The sequence below is a fragment of the Streptomyces alboflavus genome, from assembly GCF_000716675.1.
GTDB lineage: Bacteria > Actinomycetota > Actinomycetes > Streptomycetales > Streptomycetaceae > Streptomyces > Streptomyces alboflavus.
In genome coordinates, this window is sequence record NZ_JNXT01000006.1 from 178016 (window position 1) to 202183 (window position 24168).

Annotated in this window: 24 protein-coding genes; 10 read left to right on the forward strand and 14 right to left on the reverse strand. The window is 74.2% G+C overall.

The window, feature by feature from the left end; genetic code table 11:
• Nucleotides 1–138: 138 nt before the first annotated feature.
• The 4 genes from OO63_RS07485 to OO63_RS07500 form a co-directional block, all read right to left on the reverse strand.
• Nucleotides 139–909, reverse strand: coding sequence for a TIGR04222 domain-containing membrane protein (locus OO63_RS07485; RefSeq protein WP_030360275.1), 771 nt, complete (start codon nt 907–909; stop codon nt 139–141).
• A 96-nt stretch (nt 910–1005) separates the two neighbouring features.
• Complete coding sequence (locus OO63_RS07490; RefSeq protein WP_030360276.1) at nt 1006–1761, reverse strand: DUF4142 domain-containing protein; 756 nt, start codon at nt 1759–1761, stop codon at nt 1006–1008.
• Between the two features lie 102 nt (nt 1762–1863).
• Entirely contained in the window at nt 1864–3276 is a 1413-nt protein-coding gene (locus tag OO63_RS07495) for an MbnB/TglH/ChrH family RiPP precursor modification enzyme (protein ID WP_030360277.1), read from the reverse strand.
• Between the two features lie 165 nt (nt 3277–3441).
• Complete coding sequence (locus tag OO63_RS07500) at nt 3442–4209, reverse strand: DUF4142 domain-containing protein (RefSeq protein WP_030360278.1); 768 nt, start codon at nt 4207–4209, stop codon at nt 3442–3444.
• 234 nt (nt 4210–4443) lie between these two features.
• On the opposite strand from OO63_RS07500, the gene OO63_RS07505 reads away from it, so the two are divergent.
• Both OO63_RS07505 and OO63_RS07510 read left to right on the forward strand, forming a co-directional pair.
• Nucleotides 4444–4887: a DUF5959 family protein gene (locus tag OO63_RS07505; protein WP_030360279.1), complete on the forward strand. Its 444-nt coding sequence runs from the start codon at nt 4444–4446 to the stop codon at nt 4885–4887.
• Nucleotides 4888–4969: 82 nt separating this feature from the next.
• Nucleotides 4970–5539: an SMI1/KNR4 family protein gene (locus OO63_RS07510; RefSeq protein WP_234311284.1), complete on the forward strand. Its 570-nt coding sequence runs from the start codon at nt 4970–4972 to the stop codon at nt 5537–5539.
• A 38-nt stretch (nt 5540–5577) separates the two neighbouring features.
• Here OO63_RS07510 and OO63_RS07515 read toward each other — a convergent pair whose 3' ends face one another.
• From OO63_RS07515 to OO63_RS07525, 3 genes are all read right to left on the reverse strand, one after another.
• Nucleotides 5578–6384, reverse strand: a complete 807-nt coding sequence (locus tag OO63_RS07515; RefSeq protein ID WP_033263898.1) for an aminoacyl-tRNA hydrolase — start codon at nt 6382–6384, stop codon at nt 5578–5580.
• A gap of 36 nt (nt 6385–6420) precedes the next feature.
• Nucleotides 6421–6606 carry a hypothetical protein gene (locus tag OO63_RS07520; protein WP_030360282.1) on the reverse strand — a complete coding sequence of 62 codons (186 nt, stop codon included), beginning with the start codon at nt 6604–6606 and terminating at the stop codon, nt 6421–6423.
• A gap of 165 nt (nt 6607–6771) precedes the next feature.
• The gene (locus tag OO63_RS07525; RefSeq protein WP_030360283.1) at nt 6772–7656 is read right to left on the reverse strand and encodes a polysaccharide deacetylase family protein; all 885 of its coding nucleotides are present in this window, start codon (nt 7654–7656) and stop codon (nt 6772–6774) included.
• Between the two features lie 277 nt (nt 7657–7933).
• Here OO63_RS07525 and OO63_RS07530 point away from each other — a divergent pair, with 277 nt between their 5' ends.
• Nucleotides 7934–8344 carry a VOC family protein gene (locus tag OO63_RS07530; protein ID WP_030360284.1) on the forward strand — a complete coding sequence of 137 codons (411 nt, stop codon included), beginning with the start codon at nt 7934–7936 and terminating at the stop codon, nt 8342–8344.
• 167 nt (nt 8345–8511) lie between these two features.
• Nucleotides 8512–9723 (forward strand): methyltransferase, encoded by a 1212-nt coding sequence (locus OO63_RS07535; RefSeq protein ID WP_030360285.1) that lies wholly within the window; start codon nt 8512–8514, stop codon nt 9721–9723.
• Between the two features lie 66 nt (nt 9724–9789).
• Here OO63_RS07535 and OO63_RS07540 read toward each other — a convergent pair whose 3' ends face one another.
• The 4 genes from OO63_RS07540 to zapE form a co-directional block, all read right to left on the reverse strand.
• A complete protein-coding gene (locus OO63_RS07540; protein WP_078618991.1) occupies nt 9790–10236 on the reverse strand; it encodes a PIN domain-containing protein in 447 nt (148 codons plus the stop codon).
• On the reverse strand, nt 10230–10478 hold the full coding sequence (locus OO63_RS07545) for a type II toxin-antitoxin system Phd/YefM family antitoxin (RefSeq protein ID WP_030360287.1): 249 nt from the start codon (nt 10476–10478) through the stop codon (nt 10230–10232). The genes OO63_RS07540 and OO63_RS07545 overlap by 7 nt, the downstream gene beginning before the upstream one ends.
• Before the next feature lie 146 nt (nt 10479–10624).
• On the reverse strand, nt 10625–12007 hold the full coding sequence (locus OO63_RS07550; protein WP_030360288.1) for an alkaline phosphatase PhoX: 1383 nt from the start codon (nt 12005–12007) through the stop codon (nt 10625–10627).
• Between the two features lie 112 nt (nt 12008–12119).
• Nucleotides 12120–13214, reverse strand: coding sequence for a cell division protein ZapE (zapE, locus tag OO63_RS07555; protein ID WP_030360289.1), 1095 nt, complete (start codon nt 13212–13214; stop codon nt 12120–12122).
• 47 nt (nt 13215–13261) lie between these two features.
• Here zapE and OO63_RS07560 point away from each other — a divergent pair, with 47 nt between their 5' ends.
• The 5 genes from OO63_RS07560 (at nt 13262) to OO63_RS07580 (ending at nt 17279) form a co-directional block, all read left to right on the forward strand.
• A complete protein-coding gene (locus OO63_RS07560; protein WP_078618992.1) occupies nt 13262–14074 on the forward strand; it encodes a pyrimidine reductase family protein in 813 nt (270 codons plus the stop codon).
• Nucleotides 14075–14207: 133 nt separating this feature from the next.
• On the forward strand, nt 14208–14678 hold the full coding sequence (locus tag OO63_RS07565; RefSeq protein WP_078618993.1) for an indole-3-glycerol phosphate synthase: 471 nt from the start codon (nt 14208–14210) through the stop codon (nt 14676–14678).
• A 153-nt stretch (nt 14679–14831) separates the two neighbouring features.
• Nucleotides 14832–16214 carry a UDP-N-acetylmuramate--L-alanine ligase gene (gene murC / locus OO63_RS07570; RefSeq protein WP_030360291.1) on the forward strand — a complete coding sequence of 461 codons (1383 nt, stop codon included), beginning with the start codon at nt 14832–14834 and terminating at the stop codon, nt 16212–16214.
• Between the two features lie 43 nt (nt 16215–16257).
• Nucleotides 16258–16665 carry a peptide-methionine (R)-S-oxide reductase MsrB gene (msrB, locus tag OO63_RS07575; protein ID WP_030360292.1) on the forward strand — a complete coding sequence of 136 codons (408 nt, stop codon included), beginning with the start codon at nt 16258–16260 and terminating at the stop codon, nt 16663–16665.
• A gap of 47 nt (nt 16666–16712) precedes the next feature.
• Complete coding sequence (locus OO63_RS07580) at nt 16713–17279, forward strand: hypothetical protein (protein WP_030360293.1); 567 nt, start codon at nt 16713–16715, stop codon at nt 17277–17279.
• Between the two features lie 340 nt (nt 17280–17619).
• Here OO63_RS07580 and OO63_RS07585 read toward each other — a convergent pair whose 3' ends face one another.
• The 3 genes from OO63_RS07585 to OO63_RS07595 form a co-directional block, all read right to left on the reverse strand.
• Nucleotides 17620–18879, reverse strand: a complete 1260-nt coding sequence (locus OO63_RS07585; protein WP_030360294.1) for a DUF1266 domain-containing protein — start codon at nt 18877–18879, stop codon at nt 17620–17622.
• A gap of 68 nt (nt 18880–18947) precedes the next feature.
• Nucleotides 18948–20258 (reverse strand): cytochrome P450, encoded by a 1311-nt coding sequence (locus tag OO63_RS07590; protein ID WP_030360295.1) that lies wholly within the window; start codon nt 20256–20258, stop codon nt 18948–18950.
• A complete protein-coding gene (locus OO63_RS07595) occupies nt 20255–21061 on the reverse strand; it encodes an alpha/beta fold hydrolase (RefSeq protein WP_030360296.1) in 807 nt (268 codons plus the stop codon). Before OO63_RS07595 ends, OO63_RS07590 begins: the two co-directional genes overlap by 4 nt.
• A 145-nt stretch (nt 21062–21206) precedes the next feature.
• Between OO63_RS07595 and OO63_RS46285 the strand changes: the two genes are divergently transcribed.
• Entirely contained in the window at nt 21207–24119 is a 2913-nt protein-coding gene (locus OO63_RS46285; protein WP_030360297.1) for a GTPase-associated protein 1-related protein, read from the forward strand.
• The last annotated feature ends 49 nt before the right edge of the window (nt 24120–24168 follow it).

Consider the following 24168-nt stretch of genomic DNA (forward strand, 5'->3'; position numbering starts at 1 on the left):
GGGGCGGGCCCAAGTGATCGCGTAAATCGCAAAATCACAACAAAAGGGATATTCAGTTCGAAGAGTGGCAAAGTCCAGCACCGGCCCGGGGGCGTCGCGAGTCGCGCCCCAATGGCCCCCTGGCCGCCCGCGCGGGACCTACGGCCGGGTCTCGCGGTACCCGTCGAGGTTCGGGTCCCGGTGCGAGAGCGCGGCCCGCAGGGCGGGGTCCTCCAGCGCCCGCAGACCCCGCACGGCCACCGACGTCAGGTCGTCCCGCGAGGGCAGCGCGCCGAGCAGCCGCCGCCCCGCCGGGGAGGCCCAGCGCGTGGTCGGCACCTCGAAGCGAGCTATGGCCAGACAGCTCACCGTGAGGAAGAACGGCAGCGCGAACCACACCGCGACCGGCAGCTCCCCCTCGCGCCCCTCGACCGGAAGCAGCGTCGCGCACGCGCCGAGGACGACCACGGCGACCGCGGCCGCCCGTACCTGCCGCGCCGCGCCCGCGATCCCCGACCACATGCCGTCCGGCACCGCGAGACCCGCCGCGACCAGGCGGTCCGCGAGCGCCCGCACCCCGTCCCCGGCCGCCGCGGCCGTGCGCACCGGCGCGATCCGCGACTGCCCGGCCGGACCGATAGCCCCGAGCACCGACCGCTCCAGGTCGTCCCCCGCCACCGGATCCACCACCGTCGCCCACCCCGTGTGCGCGAGCAGCAGGCGCCGCCCCCGCGCCATGGAGAGGAGCGCCACGTCGACGACCCGCCCGGGTCCGCCCGACAGGAACGCCGCCTCGTACAGCGTCAGATGCCGGCCCTCGTGCGCCCCGCGCGCCTCACTGGCGGCGGCGCGCACCGCGGCCACGCAGAGCCGGCCGCAGGACAGTGCGGCGAGAGCACAGGCGAGAAGCAGCAGCGGGACCCAGAACATGCCGGTTTTCTATGTGAAGGAGGTGTGACGCCGCTACCGGTATTCCACGATGTGGACACCTCTTCTTCACCGGCTGCCCCGCCGTCCCGCCCCGCCTCAGTCGCGCAGTCCCGGCGCGGGCCGCGAGACCGCGGGCGGCAGCGAGTACGTGGGATTCGGCGCCGCCGGTGCCGCCGGGGGCGGGGAGTCCTGGGGGCCGGGGGGCGCGGGGGAGCGGGCCGGGGGCGGGGTGGTGGCCGTGGCGGCGTCGCGGGCCAGGCCGTCGAAGTCGACCAGGCCCGTCCCCTCCAGGACCTTGATGTGGTCGAGGACCGTGGTGTTCGCGTCGTCGGCGAGCGCCCGCACCTGGGAGTTGCGGGTGGTGGCGCGGACCTCCGCGACGAGGCTGAAGACCTTGCCGTGCGCGCGCCGCAGGATGTTCGCGAACTTCACGTCGTACGCCGTGCCGCGCTCCGCGCTCAGCTCCGCGAGCCAGCGGCGCTGCTGGGCGCTGGGCTGGCTCGGCAGTTCGAGCCGCAGCGCCGCCGCCACCTCGCGCACCCGGGCGTCCAGGAACGTGTGCCCCTCGACCAGGTGCTTGCCCGCGACGTGCACGGCCCGGGTGGTGCCGCGCTCCCCGGCCTGCTGGCCCGCGGGCAGCTCCCACAGGCCGGCGAGCCGCACCTTGGTGACGAAGTCCCGGTCGAGCGCGGACAGCGGTCCGTAGTCCGTCGACACGGTTTGCGAGGTGAGCGCGTCGAGGCCGGTGCCCGAGCGGTCCTCGTACGACCACACGGGATAGACCAGCGCGGCCAGCGTGACCACGAGCCCGGTGAGAACGAGACCGCTGCCGCTGATGATTCGGGAACGCATGACGCCTCCTGTCGCGCCACCGCACGCTAGTGCGCGGCGTGGGGGAGGCGTCCCGCATACCGGACGGAGTACGCCAACGGCTGTACGGAAAGCGGTAGGTGGTTACGTCGCCGGGGCGGGGTCGGCGTCCACGCCCGCGTGGCCGGGGGCGCGCCGCCGCGCCCTGCGCAGTGCGAGCCGGGCCGTCCGCGTCCGCAGCCAGCGGGTGAGGGGGTGTCCATCGAGCGGCTTCGGGCCCGAGCGCTCCAGCCACCAGGCCGTCAGCTCGCCGCGCGCCACCGCGTCCTCGGGCCGCCCGGCGAGCAGCAGGTGCTCGGCGAAGTCAAGGGCGTCCTGGCGGTAGCCGCCCGTCATGGGGCGGGTGCGGGCGTAGCCGAGGAAGTCCGCGCGGTACGACTCGCCGATGATCCACGGCAGTTCGGGGGCGACCTTCGCCACCACGTCCGCCCGCTTGGCGCCCAGCGCGCGGCTCTGCACCCGGAGCCGGGCCCCGTCGAAGCCCTCCGGCGCGGGGGTGCCCGCGACGAGGGCGGAGAGGAGGGCGGCCTGGGTGAGGGCGACGCGCTGGCGGGCCTCGGGGGTGGCGGCGGGGCCGGGCGCGGGGCCGTCGGCTGGGTCCGGCGCGGGGGCGGGGTCGGGCGCGGGGGCCGCCGCTGCGGACCCTGCCGTAGCCGTAGCCGTAGCCGTAGCCGTTGCCGTCGCCACCGTCTCCCGGATCGCCGTCAACTCCCGTTCCAGCTCGCCCTCCTCGGGGAAGTTCTCGTCCCGCTCCAGGAGCACGCCGGGCGGCCGGGTGCGCGAGGCGAGGTCGGCGAGGATGTCGAGGACGGGCTGCGGCACGGCGTGCGCGTGGCTGTCGTGCCACACGCCGTCCCGCTCGAAGCCGCCCGCCACATGGACGTACGCGATGGCCTCCACCGGCAGCTCGTCCAGGGCGCGGGACGGGTCCTCGCCCCGGTTGACGTGGTTGGTGTGCAGGTTGGCGACGTCGATGAGCAGCCGGACACCGGTCCGCTCCACCAGCTCGTACAGGAACTGGCCCTCCGTCATCTCCTCGCCGGGCCAGGAGATGAGGGCGGCGATGTTCTCGACGGCGAGCGGCACGGGCAGCGCGTCCTGGGCGATGCGGACGTTCTCGCACAGCACGGCGAGCGCGTCCCGGGTGCGCGGGACGGGCAGCAGGTGGCCCGCTTCGAGGTGCGGTGAGGCGGTGAGGGCGCCACCCGCCCGTACGAACGCGATGTGCTCGGTGACGAGCGGCGAGCCGAGTGCCTCCGCGCGCTCCGCGAGGGCGGTGAGCCGGGCCTCGTCCGGGCGCTCCGCGCCGCCGAGGCCGAGCGAGACGCCGTGCGGCACGACTGTCACGCCGCGCTCGCGCAGCCGCAGCAGCGAGTCGGGCAGGTGGCCCGGGCACACGTTCTCGGCGACGGCCTCGACCCAGTCGATGCCGGGCATGCGCTCGACGGCGTCGGCGATCTCCGGACGCCATCCGATGCCGGTCCCCAGCTGAGCCATGGTTCCTCGTGCGGTGCTTCCCCCTGCGATGGTTCCTTGTGCTGTCGTCCCCCGTGCGGTCATCGTCGTTCCCCCTCCTTGCCGCTGGTCCTCCCCGGTCGTTCACGTAGCCGTAGTCATGACCGCGCCAGACCGGGGCGAACCTTCTGATCAGGGGTTTCAGAGCTACATTTGAGGTTCGGGCCGGTCGGTGTTCACCGTGCCCGGAGCGCCGGGAGAGGGCCGTGAGGTGCCGGAGACGTCGCCGGTGGGACCGGCGGGTTCGGGCTGCGGGGGAGTGTTGCCGTCGGGCGGCGGGGGCCCCGTCGGGCTCGCCGTGGACTTGCCCGCGGTGTCGTTCGCGATGGCGTCGAAGTCGACGTAGCCGGTGCCTTCGAGCACGGTGATGTGGTCCAGGACGGTCTGGTTGGCGTCGGACGCGAGTTGGCGCACGAGGGAGTTGCGGGTGGTGTCCCGCACCTGGGCGATGAGGCTGAAGACCTTGCCGTGCGCGACGCGCAGCAGGTTGGCGAACTTGCGTTGGTAGTCCTCGCCGGTCGCGTCGGTCAACTCCCGCAGCCAGCCCTGCTGCTGGGCGGTGGGCCGGTTGGGCAGCTCGACGCCGAGCTGGGCGGCGATGCCGCGCACCCGCTCGTCGAGGTCGGTGTGGCCGACGATCAGATGGTCGCCCGCCTCCTTGATGGCCTTGCTGGGCGCGCGCTCCACGGCCTGCTGGCCCGCGGGCAGTTCCCAGAGTCCGGCGAGGCGCACCTTCACGATGAAGTCCCGGTCGGTCGCGGACAGCGGGCCCCAACGGGTCGACACGCTCCCGGCGTTGAGGTTCGCCTCGCCCGTGCCCGAGCGGTCGGCGTAGGACCACACCGGGAAGGCGAGGGCGCCCACGGTGACGACGAGCGCCGCGATGATCAGGGCCGTGCCGTTGATACGCCCCATGTGCCTGATGCGCTGCAAAGTGCCTCCCGAGCCGCATCCCGGCCGGGGGCCGGGCCACTTGGTGGTACGGGAAGGTACGGGAGGGGCGGGGCCGGTGTTCAGCGACGTGAAGGTTCTGTGACGGGGGTCACGTTCCGGGGGTGCGTGGGCGGGTGGTGCGCGGCCTCGGTGTTGTCGGTGCCGTCCACTAGGGTCCGGAAGGACAGAGGCCACACGGGGAATTGGGGAGGGGCCATGGCGCCTGCGGAGCCGATCGACTTGATCCGCCTGGAGGGCGAGGACAACAGCGTCGTCGTCAGGATCACCGGAAAGCGTCCCGCGCCGGGGCGTCCCGGAATCGACGAACTCGTCGGCGAGATCCTCGTCGACACCGCCTTCGTCCGGGGGACGCTCGCCACGTCGGTGTCCCCGGAGGACCTCACCGAGTGGCGCGAGACCCTCGACGCCCTCGACGGCGGCGACGACAGCACCTGGCGCGAGGGCGGCCGCGCCCCCGAACTCCTCGTCGAACTGGACCCCGACGGCGAGCGCGCCCACGTCACGATCGCCGACCACGCGATGTCCCTGACCACGGTCACGGCGACCGTCACGCTCACGGACGAGTGGTTCGACGAGGCGTACGACCGGTTGGACGCGACGTTGCGGGCTTGGCCGGTGGAGGGGGCGTTGCAGGGGTGAGGGAGCGGCACGCGTGCCGCGGCTCGGCCCGTGGCGCGCGCCGAGAGGGGAACTGCGGACGTGAGGTGGTCGCATGGCGCACGTGGCAGGTAGGGAACACCCGCGGTGGGACAGTGTCGCGTACTGGCGGGGCTACCTCGCCTCCTACAGCGCCGACCTCCTGCGGGCGAACGAGATCGACGCGTCGCGGGAGATCAGCGACGAGCAGCGGGCTGCCGGGTGGCTCGGGCAGGCAGGCGCGACCGAGGAACAGCTGGTGGCCGCGGAGGAGCGGCTCGGTGCTCGGCTGCCGCCCAGCTACCGCGCGTTTCTGGCCGCGTCCAACGGCTTCAGCCATCTGGGCCCGTTCATGTACGAGATGAGAACCACGGGGACGGTGGGCTGGCTGCGCGAAGCGGATCCCTCGACCTGGGCGATCATCCGCCAAGGCGGGCCCGAGGAAGCCGCCTACATGGACCGGGTGTTGCTGATATCGGGCTTCGGCGATGCCCAGTTCTGGCTGCTCGACCCCGGGGACGTCTCGCCCGCCGGGGAATGGGCCGCCAACATCTGGGCCAGTTGGTACCCGGGACTGCGCGAGCGCCGCCATTCGTTCGCCGACCTCGTCGCCGACGAACGGCGGTCCTTCGAGCGGTTGCGGGACGCAGACTGACCTGGCCGCACCAGGTCGTCGCACGCGGAGCCGAGGGTTCAGGCGCGTCGCAGGGCCGGGTGGTCCGCCACCACCGTGCAGGAGCCGGGGGCGATCTCCGTGAAGCCCGCGTCGCGGACCACGGGGAGGCCGCTCGCGGTCAGTTCGGGCCAGCGGGACGCGGGGGCCGTGCGGACGGACAGGGGGAAGCCCGCGTCGCGCCAGGCCGTGCGGGCCGGGGCGGAGAGGTCCCACCAGGCCAGCTGGGCGCCGTGGCCCGCCTGGGCCATCGCCTTGCCCGCCGACATGCCGACGTCGGGGTTCATCCAGAGGACGGGGGTGGACGGGTCGGGGTCCCGCGGCGGCTCCGGGTCGTCCAGGTCCGTGCCGGAGACCTGGAGGCGGGCCAGGTCCTTGGGCCAGCCGTCGAGCGGCACCGGCGGATACACCCGCACCTCGGCCGACTTGCCCGTCACCGTGATCCCGGGCAGCGCCTCCGCCCGCCGCCACTCCGCGCCGCGCGCCCTGCGCACCACCTTGCGGATGCGGGCGTCCTGCCAGTCCCGCATCACCTGCGCCCACTGCCCCTCGCCCAGCGCCCGCTCGTCGCTCAGGATCGTCAGGACCGCGCGGGCCGCCGTCTCCAGCGCGTCCGTACGGGCCGGGGGCGCGGCCCGCTCGATCCGGGCCACCAGGGGCAGCACGAACTGCGGGGCCTCGTCGCGCGGCGTGCGCTCGACGCGGAAGGGGCTGCTCGGAGCGGAGCCCTCGGCGGCCGGGGTGCCCTGGGCGTACCGGGAGGACGGTGCCGCCTCGGGAGCCCGCGTGGTCGGGGAGTGGTCCGGGCGGGGCGCGTTGCTGGTCACCCGTCCAGTCTGCCAGGGCCTTGATCGCCGCCCCGCTCAGCCCGAGCAAGCCGTCCGCTGGGCCTCCTGCCACTCGCAGACCGGGCACAGGGTGGCGCCCCGGTGGGACTCCGGGTACTCCGTGGGCTTCCTGCACAGCACGCACTCCGCGAACGGCGGGCCCTCCGCCGGGTGGGGGCCGGTCGCAGGGGCCGGGGCGCAGTACTCGTCGTCGTCCGCCATGGTGACGAGCCTAGGTGCTGGCCGGCTGTCCGGGCGGCCGGGGTGACAGGGGCTGCCGGGCAGCCGCAGCGCCGCCGGACGGCAGCCGGGCCCACCGGGGCTCGGCCGCGCACGCCGTGTCGGACGGCGCTGCACGCCGGCGCCGGTGGTCCGGGAAGAGCGGGATCAGGCCGCCCTGCCCTCCTTCGGTGCGCGCGCGGCCCCGATCTGCTCCGAGACCCGGACGAAGCGGAACCCGCGCTCGCGCAGCTTCGGCACGATCGTGCGCAGGGCGCGCTCCGTCGCGGGCGCGGCGCTGCGGGTGCAGTGCAGGACGACGACCGAGCCGGGCCGCACCCCGTCGAGCACCTGCCGCGCCACCGCGCCGGGGTCCGTGGCGAACGCGTCGCCGCCCACCACGTCCCACTGCACCGCGGTCACCCCGGCCGGGGCGAGCGCGCGCAGCGCCCGCTGGTCGTAACAGCCGCCCGGGAAGCGGAAGTACGGCACCGGGCGCTCGACGCCCGCCCTGCGGAACGCGGCGAAGGCGCGCTCCACGTCGGCGCGCATGCGGTGCGGGGCGACGGTGGGCAGGCCGTAGCAGTCGCGGGTGAAGGAGTAGTGGCTGTACGAGTGGTTGGCGACCTCGAAGAGGGGGTCCCGGCCGATGGCCCTGGCCTGCGCCGGGTACTCCTCCGCCCACCGGCCCGTCATGAAGAACGTCGCCGGGACGTCAAGGCGGCGCAGCGTGTCGACGAGCGCCGGGTTGTCGAAGCGTTCGCCCGCCCGGGCGCGGGGGCCCTGACCGGCCGTCATGTCGGCGTCGAAGGTGAGGGCGACCGTGGGCGCGCCCTGCTTGGCACGGGGAGCGTTCTTGAAGACCGGGGTGAGGCCCTGGGGGCCCGGGGCGAGGGTGGGCGGGGCGGCCTTCTGGGGGCTGTGGTGGGGAGCGGGGCTGTGGGGGCGCGTGGGGGTGGAGGGCGAGGCGCAGGCGCTGAGGGCGGTCAGGGCCGCCGCGGCGAGTGCGGCCAGGGAGGCGCGGGCGGCCCGCTGCCGTGCACGAGTGATCATGCGGTGAAGATAACTGTGCAAATAGGATTAATCGGGTAGGCGAGGCTCGCCCGAGGGGGTGCCGGGCCGGAGCGCGGGGAGCCGCCGAAGCCCGCGGGGTGTTGAAGTCCGCGGGGCGCCGAAGCTCGCGGGAGCCGTCGAAGCAAGCGCGACGCCGAAGCGCGCGGACCCCGAAGCCCACGGAGAAGCCGAAGCCCACGGAAAAGCCGAAGCCCGCCGTGGACCGCGCGGGAGACAATGCGCGCCCGGCCCATGATCGTACGAAAGGACGTGCCCCATGCCCGCCTCCCTCTACAACGTCGCCTTCGGCTGCGCGGACGCGTACGGACTCGCGCGGTTCTGGAGCGAGGTGGTGGGGCATCCGCTGGACGAGGAGGACCGGCCGGGCGACCCCGTCGCCGTGATCGCGCTGCCCACGGGCCTGCACCTGTACTTCGAGAACGTCCCCGAGCCCAAGAACGGCAAGAACCGTGTGCACGTGTGCCTCCGGCCGGACGGCCCGCGCGACGAGGAGGTCGAGCGGCTGCGGGGCGTCGGCGCGACCGTGGTCGCCGACCGGCGCGAGGCCGACGGCACGGGGTGGGTCGTCTTCGCGGACCCGGAGGGCAATGAGTTCTGTGTGCTGCGCAGCGCGGCGGAACGGGACCGGGGCGAGGCCGTGACCTGCGGCGGGGCGAACTCGGAGTGAGGCGTGCGGGTGGGGCGGCGGACGGCGTTCGCCGGGGAAGTCCGGGTTTGCCAGGGGGCGGCCGCTGTGGAATCGTCCTGAGGTCCTGACTTCCCCGGACGTTTCCCGGTCGCGCCGCGGCCCCGGGCCCCGCGCACCCGCGACCACGAGGAGTTGACGAGCCGTCGATGTCCGACCACACCGACATCACCTGGACCGAGGACGTCCGGCCGACCAAGCCCCGGCGGGGACGTGAAGCGGACCACGGCGACGGCACCCCCGCACTCCCCGCCCCGCTCACCCACACCACCCCCTGGCACTCCGAGAGCGGACTCCCCGCCCCCCGGCGCGTGCTCGTCGCCGACGACCGGATGAAGGCCGACGCCGCCTACCGCCTGGTGTGCGAGGGCACCGCGCTGCTCTGGCGCGGCGACTACCAGGGCGCCCGGCAGCTCCTGCGCGCCCTCGGGCGGCGCCTCGACCGGCTGACGCCGAAGCCGGGGGCCACCCCGGCCGAGACGTTCCACCGGCACCGGCAGGCCCGTGGCCACCGCGCCAGGGTCCTCGGCATGCTGCTCGTCGTGCTTGAGGACGACCACGGGCTCGCCCTGCGGCGCGCCCCCGACGTCCGGGCCGCCTGCACCGAGGCCTACGGCCCGCCCCGGCACCGCACCGTCGTGTCGCTGCGCGAACTGCTCGGCGTGATCGGCGCCCACGAGTGGCGCCGCAAGGGCGTGCCGATCCCGGCGCTCGACGCCCGCATCCACCCGCACTACGGCGTGTTCTCCCCGGTCAGGGGCGAGTACGTCGACCTCGTCGGCGAGGCTCCGCTGCCCGCCGCCGCCGAGGGCGCCCCCGCGACCGCCTTCGACCTCGGCACCGGCACCGGCGTGCTCGCCGCCGTCCTCGCGCACCGCGGCCTCGACCGGATCGTCGCCACCGACAGCAGCCCCCGCGCGCTCGCCTGCGCGCGCGACAACGTCGAACGGCTCGGCATCGGCGACCGCGTGCACGTCACCGACAGCGGCGACCTCTACCCGACGGGCCGCGCCGCCCTCGTCGTCTGCAACCCGCCGTGGCTCCCCGCCCGCCCCACCTCCAGCGTGGAACAGGGCGTGTACGACCCGGGCAGCGCCATGCTCCTCGCCTTCCTCGACGGCCTCGCCGAGCACCTGGAGCCCGGCGGCGAGGGCTGGCTGATCCTCTCCGACCTCGCCGAACACCTGGGCCTGCGCACCCGCGACGAACTCGTCGCCGCCTTCGACGCGGCAGGCCTGCGCGTCGTCGACCGCCTCGACGCCAAGCCCCGCCACCCCCGCGCGAGCGACACCACCGACCCCTTGCACGCGGCCCGCGCCGCCGAGGTCACGTCCCTGTGGCGGCTCGCCCCGGCGAGCTGAACCGCAGGCGGAGTTCGCGCTGGTGGCAGGGGAGTCCGTGGTCCGGCCGCACGGCCGGGGTGCTTCCTACATGTCGTCGGGCAGGAGGTGGAACGCCTCGTGCCCGGTCAGCGGCCGGATCATCCGGAAGTGACGGTCGGATGTGAACATGACGGCGGTGCCGTAGGCGGCGGCCAGAGCCACGTTCATGGCGTCCGCGAGACCGATTCCCTTGCCGCCGTCCGCGTCCTTGTAGCCGTCGGCGACGGCGATCGCGGTGTTCAGGTGGGAGGCGACGTCGGGAACCTCGAAGCGCCGTCGTGCGGCGTTGGTCTCGACGAATCGGGCTGCTGTGAGCGCCTGTTGGGCGCCGGCGCGCGCGGTGATCAGGTAGTCCAGTTCGGCGAGGACGAGTGGGGAGACCACCAGGTGCCCGATGGTGGCGAAGGCGCGCTTGTGTTCGGCGTGGCCGGTCATCTTCGGGTCCAGGAGCCGGACGAGGGCGTTGGTGTCGGCGATGGCGACGCTCAAGATCCCATGCCCTTCAGGATCTCCTCCATGTCGTCGTTGCTCAGATCGCCGCCGAGGTCCAGCTCGGGGATGTCGATGCTGTCCGCGATGGGACCGGTGGGGTAGGGCGGGACTTCTGCCTCGCGGTAGGGGGCGATGGTGGCCACGGGGCGGCCGTTCTTGGTGACGGTGATGGTCTCGCCGCGTTCGGCGGCGGCAAGGATCTGCGAGGACTTCTGGTTGAACTCGCGCGCAGTCGTTTCCATGTACTACATGGTACTACTCGTGTGGTCCCGGTGGCCGGACGTGAGCTGTGGCCGCACCTTCGCCCTTGGCCACAGCCCGCACCTCTCCCGGTCGCCTGCCCCGATCGTGCGCCGGGGCAGGCGGCGGCGCTACCTGTGCCGCGGGGCTACCTGTGCCAGGGGCCCGTCACGGCGAACGTGGTGCCGGGCGTGTAGCAGTTCACGTACATCGTGTCGTGGTCGGGGGAGAAGGCGACGCCCGCGAACTCGCCCCACTCGGGCTCCTCGGGGGTGCCTGTGTTCTGGGCGTTGCGCGCCATCGCGTACACCTTGCCGCCGCGCGTGACGCCGTACACGTGCTGCGTACCGCCGCCGTCCTCGCACACCATCAGGCCGCCGCTGGGCGCGAGGCAGATGTTGTCCGGGGACTCGCCGGGGAGCTGGACGTCGGTGTCGGGGCCGAAGACGATCACGAGGGTGAGGCGGCGGCGCGCCGGGTCGTAGCGCCAGACCTGGCCGTAGTGGTCGCCCGCGGAGCCCTCCGCGCTGCGCGCGTAGCTGGAGACGAAGTACACACAGCGCCCGCCCCAGTAGCAGCCCTCCAGCTTCTGGGCGTGGGTGATGCCCTTCGGCCCGAAGTCCTGGTTGCGGATGGGGGTCTGGGCGGCCAGTGGGTCGGGTACGTCGGCCCACTCGACGCCGTCGAAGGTGGCGCCGGTCTCCTGGATCGCGGACAGGTCCGGCAGGCCGGGCACGCGCATCGCCTGGAGCCGTCCGCCCGCGCGCAGCGAGCCCCTGCCGCCCTCGGGCTTGTCCGGCAGGAAGCGGTAGAACAGGCCGAACGGCTTCTGGAAGGCGTCCTCGGTCTCGTAGACGACACCGCGCCACGGGTCGACGGCGACCGCCTCGTGCTGGAAGCGGCCCATGGCGGTCAGCGGCACGGCTCCCGTGCGCCGCGGATCCACCGGGTCGACCTCGAAGATGAAGCCGTGGTCCTTGGTGTAGCCGTTCGTACCGGCCTTGTCCTCGGTCTCCTCGCAGGTCAGCCAGGTGCCCCAGGGGGTGGGGCCGCCCGCGCAGTTGACGGCCGTACCGGCGATGGCGACGCGCTCGTCGACCACCCGGCCGTGCCGGTCGAGCCCGAGCGCCGTACAGCCGCCCTTGGCCATCGGGTCGTAGGTGAGGCCCTTGACGGTCGGGACGCCGAGCTTCGCGGTGACGCGGTTCTCGTGGTTGCGGACGAGGTGGACCCCGCCGCGGCGGCCCCGGAACGCCGCCATCCCGTCGTGGTTGCTGGGCACCTTGCCCTCGCCCGAGCGGAGTTCGTCGCCCTCGCGGGAGAGGACCCGGTAGCGGAATCCTTTCGGCAGGTCGAGCAGGCCTTCGGGATCGGGCACGAGCGGGCCGTAGCCCGCCTTGCCCTGGGTGGCCGCGGTGGCCGTGCCCGCGAACAGCTCCGACAGGGCGCCGGTGAAGGCGATGGACGCCCCCAGGGCTCCGGTGCCGGCGAGCACTTGACGTCTGGTCGCGGACGGCTTGGCATCTGACATGGGGCAACCTCCTGCTGGCGGACAGGAACATGACCCGCACGTGTGTAGCACGCAGGCGGCCCGTGCACGAGGGTTTGGACACCCCCGCGATCAACGTCGCCGGTACGGCCGGTCAGTCCCGCACGAGCCCCTTCGCGTCGCGCGCGAGGGCCGTGAGCCGCGAGATCGCCCGGAAGTACTTCTTCCGGTAGCCGCCGTTCAGCATGTCCTCGCTGAACAGCCTGTCGAACGGGACACCGGAGGCGAGCACCGGCACCTCCCGGTCGTAGAGGCGGTCGGCGAGGACGACCAGGCGCAGCGCCGTCGACTGGTCGGGCACCGGCGTGACGTCCGTGAGGCACACGGCCGTGACGCCGTCGGTGAGCGCGCCGTACCGGCTCGGGTGCACGCGCGCGAGGTGCCCGAGCAGGTGCGGGAAGTCGTCGAGGCTCGCGCCCTCGGTGGCGTACGCGGCCTTGGTCACCTGCTCGTCGGAGTACGGCGCGGGGGCCTCGGGCAGACCCCGGTGGCGGTAGTCGTCGCCGTCGATGCGCAGCGCCTTGAAGTGGGCCGAGAGGCCCTGGATCTCGCGCAGGAAGTCGGCGGCGGCGAACCGGCCCTCGCCCAGCTTGCCGGGCAGCGTGTTGGAGGTCGCCGCGAGCGCCACGCCCGCCTCGACGAGCTTGCCGAGCAGCGACGACACCAGGACGGTGTCGCCCGGGTCGTCCAGCTCGAACTCGTCGATGCACAGCAGGCGGTGGCCGCTGAGCGTGCGCACGGTCTGCTGGAAGCCGAGCGCCCCGACGAGGTTGGTCAGCTCCACGAACGTGCCGAAGGCCTTGAGCGCGGGCTCGGCCGGGGTGGCGTGCCACAGCGAGGCGAGCAGGTGGGTCTTGCCGACGCCGTAGCCGCCGTCCAGGTAGACGCCCCGGGGCCCGCTCGGGGCCGGCTGCTTCGCCCGGGAGAACCAGCGCCGCTTGCCCGATCCGGTCGCGTGCGCCCCGCCGAGCCCGCCCGCGAAGGTGCTGAGGACGCGCACGGCCTCGCTCTGGCTGGGCTGTCCCGGGTCCGGGATGTACGTATCGAAGCGGACCGAGTCGAAGCGCGGCGGCGGCACCATCTCGGCGACGAGACGGTCCGCGGGCACCTGCGGCTCGCGGGCGCACAGGGACACGGGGCCCGCTTCGGCTATGGGGCTCTGCCCGGCGGCAGGGGAGGTTGCTGACACGATTCTCCACTGTAGAGCCGTCGCGGGGCCGTGTAAGACTGCCCGGCATGCGACGCCTGTTCCCTGTGACCGACCACACAGTCGAATCGACCCCGGACGGGAGCGCCCCGGCGGCCGCCCGGGACCGGGCCGCCGAGGACCGCGAGTGGTCCCTGGACGAGCTGGCCGACGCGTACGCCTACCCCGCCGGGCCCGGCCCCTGGCTGCGCGCCAACATGGTCTCGACGCTGGACGGCGCCGCTCAGCACGAGGGCCGCTCCCAGCCCATCTCCAACGCCACCGACATGCGGGTCTTCGGCGCCCTGCGCGGGCTCGCCGACGTGGTCGTGGTGGGTGCGGAAACGGTACGCCAGGAGGGCTACCGGCCCGCCCGCGCCCGGGAGGCCTTCGCGGCCCGCAGGGCGGCGGCCGGGCAGGCCCCGGCCCCGGCGATCGCGGTCGTCAGCGCGAGCCTCGACCTGGACTTCACGCTGCCCCTGTTCACCGCCCCGCTCACCCCCACCCTCGTGGTCACCGGCGCCGCCGCGGCCGCCGACCGGGTGGCCGCGGCCCGCAAGGCGGGCGCGGACGTGGTGATCGCGGGCGAGGGCGCCGGGGCCGACCCCGCGCGGGTCGTGCGGGAACTCGGCGAGCGGGGTCTGACCCGGCTGCTCACCGAGGGCGGGCCGAGGATGCTCGGCCAGTTCGTGGCGGCGGGCGCGCTCGACGAGCTGTGCCTGACGGTGTCGCCGATGCTGACGGCGGGGGACGCCCAGCGCATCGCGGGCGGACCGGGTCTCGCGGTGCCCGAGAAATTCGTACTGGCGTCCGTTCTGGAGGAGTCCGGGTTCCTGTTCACCCGATACCGCCGAGGCTCCTGACAATCGGCGGAATATTCCGTTCCGTTTCGCTTTCGCGGGGCACACTAAATCTCGCAGCCCCCGCTCGGGCAGGGGCAGGATGGTTTCCGCAGGGGGCCGGAAACGCGGCCCACGGAGGAGAAGGGCGCCTGTCGTGTTCACAAGCGTATTGATGATCGAGAAGGCCCTGACGTCCGCCGACGTGGAGTTCGTCACCACCTTGCACAGTGACGAGCCGGTCACCTTCCACGTGCTGCTCCAGCCCCGCGGCGACCAGGCGGACCGCCTGCTGCGGGCCATCGACGACGTCGCCCTCGGCGAGCTCGACGAGGCCGTCCGCGAGGGCGACGTGCCCGAGGGCAAGGACGCGGTGGGCCCCGCCGGGCAGGCGCTCCAGGTGTCCCTCCTGGCGCTGCGGGCGGCGGGCAGCGAGGCCACGGGCCGCCTGATCGAGTCCCACCCCCTGGACGCGCTCCAGGAGCTGGTCGACGACGTGGGCGCGGACGAGGTCATCGTGCTGACCGAGCCGCACCTGGTGGAGGAGTTCTTCCACCGCGACTGGGCCTCCCGGGCCCGCCACAAGGTGGGCGTCCCGGTCCTGAAGCTCTTCGCGCACAGTTCGTGACCACGGACGGATGCGCGCGGCTCGGTGCCGGGCGGGCCGGAATCAGCCCGTCCGGCGCTTGAGGACGAGGCCGCGGGCCGATCAACCCGGGGCAGCGGGGCCCAGTAGGCTGGCCCCGCGCACGTGACCGTCCCACCCTTCGGAGAGAACTCGATGCCCACCGCCATGGACCGACCGCACTTCATCGGCATCGGCGGCGCCGGAATGTCGGGCATCGCGAAGATCCTCGCCCAGCGCGGCGCGAAGGTCGCGGGCAGCGACGCCCGCGACTCCGCCACCGCCGAGGCCCTGCGCGCGCTCGGCGCCACCGTCCACATCGGGCACGACGCCGCGCACCTCGCGCCCGACGCGACCTGCGTCGTCGTCTCCTCCGCGATCCGCGCCGACAACCCCGAGCTGGCCCGCGCCACCGAGCTCGGCATCCCCGTCGTGCACCGCTCGGACGCCCTGGCCTCCCTGATGGACGGCCTGCGCCCGATCGCGGTCGCCGGTACGCACGGCAAGACCACGACGACGTCGATGCTCGCCGTCACGCTCGCCACCCTCGGCCTCGACCCGTCGTACGCGATCGGCGGCGACCTGGACGCCCCCGGCACGAACGCGCTGCACGGCGGGGGCGACATCTTCGTCGCCGAGGCCGACGAGAGCGACCGCAGCTTCCACAAGTACACGCCCGAGGTCGCCATCGTCCTCAACGTGGAGCTCGACCACCACGCCAACTACGCGTCGATGGACGAGATCTACGAGTCCTTCGAGATCTTCGCGGGCAAGGTCGTCCCCGGCGGCACGCTCGTCATCTCGGCGGACCAGCCCGGCGCGGTCGAGCTGACCAAGCGCGTGCGCGACCTGGGCGAGCTCAAGGTCGTCACCTACGGCGAGTCCGAGGACGCCGACCTGCGCATCCACAAGATCACCGCGCGCGGTCTGACCAGCGAGGTCACCGTCCTGCTCGACGGCAAGCTGCTCACCTTCACCGTCTCGGTGCCGGGACGCCACTACGCCAGCAACGCGGTCGCGGCTCTCGCCGCGGGCATCGCGCTCGGCATCCCGTCCCGGAACCTGGCCGGCGCCCTGAAGTCCTACACCGGAGTCAAGCGCCGCCTCCAGCTCAAGGGCGAGGCCGCGGGCGTCCAGGTCATCGACTCCTACGCCCACCACCCCACCGAGATGACGGCCGACCTGGAGGCGATGCGCTCCGCCGCGGGCGAATCGCGCATCCTCGTCCTCTTCCAGCCCCACCTCTTCTCGCGCACCCAGGAGCTGGGCAAGGAGATGGGCGAGGCCCTCGCCCTCGCCGACTCCTCCGTGGTCCTTGACATCTACCCGGCGCGCGAGGACCCGATCCCCGGCATCACAAGCGCCCTGATCATCGACGCCGCGCGCGCGGCGGGCGCCGACGTGCGGGCCGTGGCCGACAAGGACGCGGCACCCGCGGTGATCGCGGGAATGGCGCGGCCCGGCGATCTCGTTCTCACCATGGGAGCGGGCGACGTCACCGACCTCGGCCCGCTCATCCTGGCCGAGCTGTCGAAGTAGCCCGCCCCGGCGGGCCGGAATGTCCACGAAGGGGATGCGACCCATGTCGTACGACGTCGAGAAGCCCGACGAGCAGTGGCGCGCGGAGCTGACCCCCGCCGAGTACCAGGTCCTCCGTCAGGCCGGCACGGAACCCGCGTTCCGGGGCGAGTACACCGACACCAAGACCAAGGGTGTCTACTCCTGCCGGGCCTGCGGCGCGGAGCTCTTCACGTCGAACGAGAAGTTCGAGTCGCACTGCGGCTGGCCCAGCTTCTACGACCCGCGGGACGCCGAGGCCGTCGAGCTGATCCAGGACACCTCGCACGGCATGGTCCGCACCGAGGTGCGCTGCGCCCGGTGCGGCTCGCACCTCGGGCACGTCTTCGAGGGCGAGGGCTATCCGACGCCCACGGACCAGCGGTACTGCATCAACTCCATCTCGCTGCGCCTCACCGCCGACGAGAGCTGACCGGATCCCGGCTCAGCGGGGCCGTGGTCGGCGACTAGCGTGAGGGCATGTCGACCACGGGGGCCCGCGGGCCGGTTGCAGTGAGGTGTCCCGGCTGCGGCGGCGCGGACGTCGCCGCGGTGCGGGACGCGGCGGACGGCGGGGGAGCCGCCCGCAAGGAGCTGGCGGCCCGGCTCGCCAAGGGCCCCGCCAAGTCCGGCGACGGACTGCTGCACTTCGCCGAGGGCATGGTGCTCGTCGCCCTCTCCCTCGCCTGGGCGTGGATGGGCACCGACCCGGAGAAGCCGCTGTACGTCTGGGGCGGGATCGCCCTCGCCGTGCTCCTGTTCATCGGCACGCTCGCCGTGGTGCGCGGCGACGGCCGCGAGAAGGCCGCCGAGCGGGCCGGAGCGCCGCGCGCCGCCATGCTCTGGGACCCCGCGCACTACTGCCGCGGCTGCGAGTCCGTGTTCTGCCCCCAAGGCGAGCCGTGGCAGGGCCTGCTGACACCGGAGCAGTTCAAGCGGCTGGTGTGGGACGAGGCCGGGTACGCCGACCAGCTTCCGCCGGGGGACCGGGCGAAGGACGTGGACGTGCCGCCGGGGACCTTGGTGGGGCGGCCGTTGCGCGGGTGACTCCGTGAGGGAGCACGGCAGTTGTGAGGGGCGTGTTGCGGGAGTGCGGTGGTGCGCCGTGAGATTTTCTCGAACGGCGCGCTCCGCTTCCGCGTTCACCTGGCCACGGTGTGGCGCACGTGGCGACCACGGCCGTGGCGGGGCCCGTCCAGCGGGTCCGGGTGCGCCTGCGGTGGCCCGAGCGGGTGGGAGATATCCGCCGCGGCAGCGGCGGGAGGCCGTCCACGGCCCGCAGTCGCCGATGGTGGGGGACCCCCGCTGGAGACGTTCACCCTGCGGACAACTGGAAACGGGTGGTGCGGGCGGGGAATAGCCGCCGCGGTAGCGGCGGGACAGGGCGTCACAGGAAAGGGACCCGTTGCCAGGGGCTGTCCGGGTCCGCCGTGAGGGTGCGGTGGGCGCGCAGTACGGACGTGTACCACGTGCCGTACTCCTCCTCGTCGAAGTGGAGGCAGCGGCCGAGGACGTACCCCGCGGAGAACTCCGGCCAGGAGGCGTACGCCGCGCGGGCCTCGTGGGAGACGCGTTCGAGGGCGGCGACGAGCTCCGTGTGGGTGGCGTACCGGGCGCCGCGGCCCCAGCGGGCCATCTTGGAGGCGCGGCCCAGGTCCCAGGCGGCGACGGTGGCGACATGGCCGTCCGGCGGAAGCAGACCGTCGGCGCGGAAGCGGGCCTCGTAGCGAAGGACCTTGCCGACGAGGGCCCGCATCGCGTCGACGAACTGGTCGAGCTCCGGGTCGTCGCCGGGCCGGTGCGGGACGTCGGGCCCGCCGGTCTCGACGACGCGGTTGCGCAGGGTCACCTCGACGCAGCGGCGCCACAGCTCCGCGTCCACCGGCGACCCCTGCTCGGCGAGCACGGCGGTGCGGGCGCCGAGGACGAAGTCCCAGTACCAGGGGCTGACTTCACGGTCCAGGAGGCGTTCCTGGACGCCGTGCCACTCCTCGCGGTCCCGCACGCCCCACCACTCCTCCAGGCGCGCCACCTCGTTGGTGTAGCCGGCGCCGTGCCAGTCGAGGGTGTTCCAGGGCGCGCCGTTGGCGAAGCACAGGTGGGCGCCGCAGGCCAGGCCGTGCAGGACGGGTCCTTCCGGCGCGCCGGTGCGGCGGGTGTCCACGCGGTCGTCGATCCGCCCCGGCCGGTGGTGCTCGTCGTGCAGGTCGGCCCAGACCTGCCGCTCCTCGTCCGTGGTCAGGTAGTACTGCTCGCAGGGCGTCTGGGTGTTGACGACCATGACGTCGATGTCCTCGGGCCACTGCCGCGCGAGGGTGCCGAGCGTGACGTACTCGTACACGACGTCGGGGTGCGGGCGCGGCAGCAGCCCCGCCGTGTACACCTGCGCCACCCTGCGGCCGTCGGGGACCTCCACGCTGAACAGGGGCGGGGCGTCCGGCGCCGCCGCGAGGTCGGTGAGCAGCACCGGGCGGTACAGGCCCTCGACGGCGAGCGCCCGCAGATAGCCGTAGCCGTCGTCGGCCTCGATCAGCTCGTACAGGTGCTCCTCCAGATCGGCGGGCGCCTGCCAGCGGGTGCCGTCCTGCGGCGCCGGGACGACCGGGAACACGTCGTCGTGGTAGTCGTCTTCGGCTGCCGCGTACATGGCCGGATGCTCGCTTCCGTGCTGGGATGATCTTTCCCGAACGGTATCCGACGCGGTCGTCGGCCCCTTCAGTCCACCATCCGCAGGGGCAGCGACTTGAGGCTGTTGATGAAGTGCGAGACCAGGCGGACCGGCGACCCGGCGAGGCGCGGCCGCGGCACGGCGGCGAGGAACTCCTCGTAGAAGACCGCGAGTTGCATCCGTGCGAAGTGCGCGCCCAGGCAGACGTGCGGGCCGCCGCCAAACGACACGTGCGGGTTCGGAGCGCGCCGCAGGTCGAGGCGGTCGGGGTCGGTGAACACCCGCTCGTCGCGGTTGGCCGCGGCGTGGAAGACGACGACCTTGTCGCCGCGCCGGATCGGCTGCCCGGCGAGCCGCGTGTCGCGGGACGCCGTCCGCCGGAAGCTGAGCACCGGCGGATGCCAGCGCAGCAGCTCCTCCACCGCGCCGGGCACCGGCGCCGCCCCCGACCGCAGCGCGCCCAGCTGGTCCGGGTGCTCGACGAGGGCGAGCACCCCGCCGGGCGCGGCGCCCCGCACCGTGTCGTTGCCCGCGACGGTGAGCAGGAAGAAGAACATCTCCAGCTCGCCCGCGGCCAGTTCGGGCGTGGTGGCGAGCGCCGTGAGGACGTCGTCCTCGGGGTGGCGCCGCTTGTGCGCGGCGAGTTCACCGGCGTACGCGAACATGTCCGCCAGCATCGCCGGTGACCGCGGATTCACCGGCCGCCCGTCGGGCCCGAGCACCGGCTCGCCCGCCTCGTCCGGGTCCTGGTAGCCGATGACGCGCTGCGTCCAGTGGAGCAGAAGGCCCCGGTCGCTCTCCGGCACGCCGAGCAGATCCGCGAGGTTCAGGAGCGCGTAGTCGTCGGTGACCGCGGGCACGAGGTCGCAGCAGCCGTCCCCGGCGCGGGCCACGGACACCGCCCGCGCGAGGAGCGTCCGGGCCCGCTCCCGCGCCCGCTCCTCGAAGCGGGCGATGCGGCGCGGAGTGAACGCGCGGCTCACCAGCGTGCGCAACCGGCCGTGCCCGATGGGCTCGCCCCCGCTCGAACGGAGCTGAGAGCTCGGGGACGGGTCCTGATTGAGCATCATGCGCCGGATGAACGGCAGGTCGTCCGGGTCCGGGTCGCGGATCTGGGTGGCGCCGAGGTACGAGGAGTACGTCGTCGTGTCCTTGAGGACCGCCGTCACGTCCGCGTGCCGCGTCACCGCCCAGAACCCGGGCCCGGCGGGCCAGCCGAGCACGGCCGGTTCCTCCTGCCGGGCGACGGGGTGGTGGTCGCGCAGGACGCGGTAGCGGTCGTACGGCACGCCGTCGGCGTACAGACGCGGGTCGAAGACGTCGGGGAGCGCGGCGGCGGGCCCGGGGGGTGGGGTCATGCGCCGGCGGCGCCGGGCGCGGCCCCCGTCGTGCCGTCGTCGGCCCGCAGGAAGTCCTCCACCGCGCGGATCAGGTCGAGCGGCGCCTCGTCCATCGCGTAGTGCCCTGCGCCCGGCAGGTCCACCAACTCGCCGCGCGCGAACCAGGTCAGCCAGGTCTGCCGCATCAGGTCCGCCGACAGGGCCGGGTCCAGTGCGCCGGTCACGGCGAGCGCGGGCACCTGGCAGTTGTCGAGGCGCGCGTGGAAGTCGTCGCCCGTCCAGGAGTCGAGCCAGGCACGGAACGCCTTGGCGTCGCTGCACGCGAGGGACCGGGCGACCATGCGGCCGAGCCAGGCGTCCGGACGGACCCCGCCCGTCGTCACGTCGATGATCGCGCGGCGGTTCTCCGGCCGGTGCGCGGCCGACGCGAACAACTCGCCCTGCTCGGGCGGCAGCGGCAGGCCCGAAGCGGGCACCGGCGAGATCCCCACGATCCGCCGCACCCGGTGCGGCGTGAGCGCCACCACGCGCTGCGCCACGCTTCCGCCCATCGAGTGCCCGACCACCGAGAACCGCTCCCACCCGAGCCGGTCGGCCAGGTCGACGAGGTCGGCGGCCCCCTCGGCGGTGGTGTACGAGCCGACGACGTCCTTGGCCTCGCCGTACCCCCGCAGGTCCACCAGGGCGTACTGGAAGGTGTCGGTGTCGAGGTCGGCGACCAGCGGCGCGTACGCGGAGCGGTCCGCGAACCAGCCGTGCACGGCGAGCACCTTGTGGGGTCCTTCGCCGACCAGCTGATGAGGAAGTATGAAGGCGGTCACGACGGTCACCATGGCCGGGACCGGCGGGCCGCGCAAGAGTGCCGTCGTGCCCCGGGTGCCTGGAGCGGCGGGGTGAAACTCGGGGTGGGCATGGGAAGTTGGCTGACTTCCTGCGGGCGGTGCGCGCTGATGGTCACAATGTGGCATGGCCATCCGCCACCTCAACTACCGGCTCGACGAGGAGCCGGTCACCGGCGCCGTCCGACTGGTTCCGGTCCCTGTCCCACCCGGTCCCGAGGCCGCTGCCACCGTGCCGGAGGGGGGCTCGACGCGTGCGCGGGCGTCGGCGTCGGCGCCGGACTCCGGGGGTGCCTCGGGGGCGGTGCCCGCACAGGCGTCCGGCTCCGAGTCCGGTGGGGAGACCGGTTCGTGGGCGGACGACGCGGAGGTCGCCGAGTGGGTGGCGCTCGCCGTCGGCGCCGGGCGCGGGCGGGGCGCGGACGGGCTCGGGCGCGAGGCGCGGTTCAGCTTCAGCCGGCTGCCCGACGGCGCCAGCCTGCTGTGCCGCACCGGCGGTGCCGGACGCGGGGTGCGGGCCATCCACCTCACCGGTGCCGACGCGGCCCGCTTCGCGGAGGAGTGGCCGGTGACGCTGCTCGCGGCCGGGGCGGGGGCTCTGGGCAGCGTCACGGACGCGGACGCCGGTACCGGTACCGGTACAGGCGGGGACGTCGACCCCGACCCCGATTTCAACTCCGGCTCCGAACCCGGTTCCGGCTCCGGACCCGGTTCCGGCTCCGGACCCGGTTCCGGCTCCGCCCTCGACTCCGGCACCGGTGAACTCCCCGTTCCCGGAGGCCCGTTCGGCACCGCCGAGCTGTCCCGCTTCGCCCGCGCCCACGAGCCCCGCGTCGCCCCCTTTCTCGCCGACGTACGCCGCCTCTTCGACGACCCGGCCGGGCGCCAGCTCGTCATGGCCGAGGAGAGCCCGGACACCGTCGCCCGCTGGATCGCCCTCGCCTGCGCCTCGCTGCCGCCCGCGTACGTTCCCTCGCTGACGTTCACCACCCGGGCCGCCGACCCCGGCCGGGCCCCGCAGCACATCGTCGGCATCGGCCCCGACGCCGACTTCGACCGCTTCGACAGCGCCACGCTCGACCACCTCTACCGCGTCCACGACGGCCTCGACGGCCCCGGCAGCCCGCCCGCCACCGACATCTGGGCGACCTGGACGGCCCGCCTGTGGATCGCGGGCGTACCGCTGCCCCGGGCCACGGCCGCCACAGCCACCGTCGCCGCCGACAAGGGCGCTGCCTCCGACACCCGCGACGGCACGGCCGACTCCGCCGACTCCATCCCCGACTCCGGCCCCGACTCCGGCCCCGACTCCGGCCCCGACTCCGCCCTCGACTCCGAGGCCTTCTCGCCGACCCGGCTCGTCCCCGTCCTGCTCCGCGCGGGCCTGTTGTCAGGGGGCGACCTCGCCGAGCTGACCGGCGACGCCCGGAGGGACGCGGTGACCGCGCTGGTGGCGGCGGTACGCGTCAGCGGCGGGGGTCCGGCCGCGGGGCGTACCGGCGGGGGCACTGCGGCGGGTCGTACCGGCGAGGGCTCCCCGGAAGGCCGTACCGACGAAGGCGCGCCCACGGGCGGCACCGCCGACGCCGCACCCGACCCGGGCACCCCCACCGCCGACCAGGCACCCCCTCCCGTCGGCCCCGCCCACCTCACCGCCCTCTGCCGGGAACTCCACGCCCACGACCCGGACGCCGCCGCGCCCCTCGCGCTCGCCCTGGCCCGGCGCCGTCTCGGCGGCGTCGGCCCGCGCGATCTTCCCCTCGAACTGGCCGACGTCTGCGCCGAGTTGCCGCTCGGTGAGCACGCCGAGCGGGCGCTGCGGGCCGAGTACGGCGGGGACGCCGACGAGGCGCTGTGGCGGGCGCTGCGGGAGCCCCCGGAGGCCTGGGTGGAACCGCTGCGGCTCGCGCTCGCCGTCGCCGCCGACGGCGGGCGCGGCATCGACGCGGCGATGAAGCGGCTCGCCCGCGCCCTGCGCGCCTCCGACGGCACCGACCGCGAGCAGGCCGCGCACGTCCTCGACGCCGTCGACTACGCCCCGCTGACCCGGCGTGTCCTCAAGCTGCTCGGCTCCGACGGCGGCATCGGGCGGCTCGACCTGCTGCGGGACCTCGCCGCCTCGCCGCAGGGCGACTGGCTGCGCCGCAACCTCGACGACCACTCGCCGCAGCCGTTGCGCCTGGCCGCGGCCGCCGCCCAGTGGGGCGGTCCCGGCGCAGGGCTGCGCGGCGTCGACCTGTTCGGCAGGCTCGCCGAGATCCTGCCGGGGCGACGGGTGGGCGACGCGGCGACACTGCGGCAGATGTGGCGGCTCGTCTGGCGCGGCACCGAACCGGCGCCCGCCGACCTCCCCTGGCTCGCCCGCACCTGCACCGTGCCGCTGCTCGTCCAGGCGGGCCTCGGCAGGCACATCACGGGCGTCGTCACGGCACCCGACCGGGTCGACCAGGAGACCGTCGCGTTCGCCCGTGACCTGCTCCACGAGCGCGGCCTGAACCGCCGCCAGCGCGCCACCGCCCACCTCCTCGTCCTCGCCCAGGACCTGGCCGACCGCAGACGCGCCCTGCCGCAGAGCGTCCACCGGCTGCAGGCGCTGCACGTCGACGCGGCCCCGCTGGCCGTCACCGTGCGCCGGGGCGTCGGCGACCTCGTCGCCCTCTCCCTCGTCCGCGCCGAGGCGCCGCAGCTCGCCCGCCCGCCCGTGTTCGACTACCTGATCTCCTCCGGGCCCGAACTCCTCGATCCGTACCGGCAGTTGATGCTCGACGAACGCAGACGCGACCAGCTCGACCGGGACCTTCCGCTGCAACCGGAGGACATCAGCGCCTACTACTACCTGTGGCGGCCCACCCGGCGCCCCGGCACCAGCCTCGACTGGCGGCAGGTCGCCCAGGAACTCCTCCGCGAGATCCTCGCGCCCGTCGTGGCCCGCCTCGACGAGCGGCGCCTCGGCGAGGTGGCCACCGTCATCGCCAACCGCCAGGGCGAGGCGCGGGTGCGGGAGTGGAACGCCTGGCGGCACGGCTTCCACGCCGGATAGCCGCCGTCCCGCCCGGCCCCGTCCCGCCCGGCCCCGTCCCGCCCGGCCC

Bases quoted from the DNA above. Each gene is read 5' to 3' on its own strand.
- OO63_RS07485 (WP_030360275.1), bottom strand. From the start codon at position 909: ATGTTCTGGGTCCCGCTGCTGCTTCTCGCCTGTGCTCTCGCCGCACTG.
- OO63_RS07490 (WP_030360276.1), bottom strand. From the start codon at position 1,761: ATGCGTTCCCGAATCATCAGCGGCAGCGGTCTCGTTCTCACCGGGCTC.
- OO63_RS07495 (WP_030360277.1), bottom strand. From the start codon at position 3,276: ATGGCTCAGCTGGGGACCGGCATCGGATGGCGTCCGGAGATCGCCGAC.
- OO63_RS07500 (WP_030360278.1), bottom strand. From the start codon at position 4,209: ATGGGGCGTATCAACGGCACGGCCCTGATCATCGCGGCGCTCGTCGTC.
- OO63_RS07505 (WP_030360279.1), top strand. From the start codon at position 4,444: ATGGCGCCTGCGGAGCCGATCGACTTGATCCGCCTGGAGGGCGAGGAC.
- OO63_RS07520 (WP_030360282.1), bottom strand. From the start codon at position 6,606: ATGGCGGACGACGACGAGTACTGCGCCCCGGCCCCTGCGACCGGCCCC.
- OO63_RS07525 (WP_030360283.1), bottom strand. From the start codon at position 7,656: ATGATCACTCGTGCACGGCAGCGGGCCGCCCGCGCCTCCCTGGCCGCA.
- OO63_RS07530 (WP_030360284.1), top strand. From the start codon at position 7,934: ATGCCCGCCTCCCTCTACAACGTCGCCTTCGGCTGCGCGGACGCGTAC.
- OO63_RS07535 (WP_030360285.1), top strand. From the start codon at position 8,512: ATGTCCGACCACACCGACATCACCTGGACCGAGGACGTCCGGCCGACC.
- OO63_RS07545 (WP_030360287.1), bottom strand. From the start codon at position 10,478: ATGGAAACGACTGCGCGCGAGTTCAACCAGAAGTCCTCGCAGATCCTT.
- OO63_RS07550 (WP_030360288.1), bottom strand. From the start codon at position 12,007: ATGTCAGATGCCAAGCCGTCCGCGACCAGACGTCAAGTGCTCGCCGGC.
- OO63_RS07560 (WP_078618992.1), top strand. From the start codon at position 13,262: ATGCGACGCCTGTTCCCTGTGACCGACCACACAGTCGAATCGACCCCG.
- murC (WP_030360291.1), top strand. From the start codon at position 14,832: ATGCCCACCGCCATGGACCGACCGCACTTCATCGGCATCGGCGGCGCC.
- msrB (WP_030360292.1), top strand. From the start codon at position 16,258: ATGTCGTACGACGTCGAGAAGCCCGACGAGCAGTGGCGCGCGGAGCTG.
- OO63_RS07580 (WP_030360293.1), top strand. From the start codon at position 16,713: ATGTCGACCACGGGGGCCCGCGGGCCGGTTGCAGTGAGGTGTCCCGGC.
- OO63_RS07585 (WP_030360294.1), bottom strand. From the start codon at position 18,879: ATGTACGCGGCAGCCGAAGACGACTACCACGACGACGTGTTCCCGGTC.
- OO63_RS07590 (WP_030360295.1), bottom strand. From the start codon at position 20,258: ATGACCCCACCCCCCGGGCCCGCCGCCGCGCTCCCCGACGTCTTCGAC.
- OO63_RS46285 (WP_030360297.1), top strand. From the start codon at position 21,207: ATGGCCATCCGCCACCTCAACTACCGGCTCGACGAGGAGCCGGTCACC.